Below are 1,605 nucleotides of genomic sequence, written 5' to 3'. Positions count from 1 at the left end.
CAGAGATTTCGCATCTAATTTCCAGTAAAAACTTTACTTTCCCTTAATTTGTAATGCCTTTATTATTTTTCAATAAATGGAGATAGAAAAGACCGATAGGTCTAAAAATAGATACACGTTCCCCCTCCCCATGAAATCCTCTATTTCCATTTCCAATATTTCTTTTTTCTATGTCTTTGCAAATATCGGATTTTTCCATTTTTTTATCATTAACATTCCATCTCTTAAGTCTTCTACTATATCTACTTGAAGCATTTTCTTTTCTCTAAAACCTCTAATACATCTAAAGAAATATAATTGCATTAAATTAAAAGATATAAATATAAACATTAATACTGCTTCTATGCCCGTAGGGCTATGAATAAAGCAATGATCTAAGTGCCACTCAGTCTTTAACTGATGAAATATGTTGTTTTCTATATTCCATCTTTTGTGCATTATTTCCCATAGGGTTTTAACCGAAGTAATCTTATCAGTTGTAATAATCCAAGCTTCTTTTATTTTAATATTGTCTCCTACTTGTATTTTCTCTATAAACTTTATAAATCTAACCTTAGTTTTTTTATCAGCCATTTCAATATCGTCTTCATCCCAAGCTTTTATTTTAATTCTTTTATTACTACCTTTATTAACTATCCATTTATCATCAGCCTGTCGGCTTTTAAATATGCCTAAAGCATTTTTTACAATATTCAAGCGTTTGTCTTTAACCCTTACTACTGCATCCACACCAAGGGAAGTTACTTCCTTTATCCATGTAGTTTTACAATATAGGGCATCTGCTACTACAATATCTGCAAAATGATTAAAATTTTTGTGTAGTTTTCTTATTAGTCGTTTAGCACTTGTAATCTCGCCCTCATCCTTATAAGATGAGTCCCTTTTAGGCTCAAGCATTTCATGTCCTAAAATAAGATGAGGATCAGAACCAATAGTTGATCACACTGCTGCTCTATGAAAATAATGTGTTGTCCCTTCTTTATCTATCCTTGTAAGACATTTTTCACAGCACTTTTTTGTACTATCAAATAGTTCAACTCCATCAATGGCTACTACTTTTAAACCACCAATAGTACCTTTTCTAAAAACTTTATTTTTTATACTTTTGCTTATGATATGATTATGCATTTCATTTAAACTATCAATATGAAATTCAGTTAAAGAACGCCTTATAGCGTCAATATGGGGTATTTTAGTGCCTTTAGGGAATAATTTTTTAAACTTACCTCTGCTAATCCAATGTTCCAATCTATTGAAACTTCTTATTTGAAGCATAAATCCAAATAATACTATAAATGATATAGTTGAAGTTTTTATTTGAGGTTTTATTTTTTTATCACTTAAGGTATTGATTTTTTCACCTATATCATATACCTTATTAATATAGGTGAGTATTTGTTTTAATGTGTCTTTGCTCATCTTATCAGCATCCTTTTGTTTGGTTTGTCGCAAATTCCATTATAAAAGGATGCTTTTATTTTGCAAACATTTTTTTCTAAAATTCCCATCAAAAATAGGAATTTATCTATTATTATCTCATCCCAATCAAACAATCTATTCTTGAGGGCTAGCGCCCATTAAAATCTTTTAGATGCGAAACTTCTG

2 protein-coding genes are annotated in these 1,605 nt (G+C 29.8%); both read right to left on the bottom strand.

From position 1 onward, the window contains the following. Window positions 1-168: 168 nt before the first annotated feature. Window positions 169-897, bottom strand: a complete 729-nt coding sequence (locus L21TH_RS14765) for a transposase (protein WP_006311631.1) — start codon at window positions 895-897, stop codon at window positions 169-171. Between the two features lie 42 nt (window positions 898-939). Beyond that, entirely contained in the window at window positions 940-1,419 is a 480-nt protein-coding gene (locus L21TH_RS14760) for a hypothetical protein (protein WP_006311630.1), read from the bottom strand. Between the last annotated feature and the right edge of the window lie 186 nt (window positions 1,420-1,605).

Source organism: Caldisalinibacter kiritimatiensis (assembly GCF_000387765.1).
GTDB classification, from domain to species: domain Bacteria; phylum Bacillota; class Clostridia; order Tissierellales; family Caldisalinibacteraceae; genus Caldisalinibacter; species Caldisalinibacter kiritimatiensis.
This window is presented reverse-complemented; position numbering and strand designations above follow the sequence as displayed.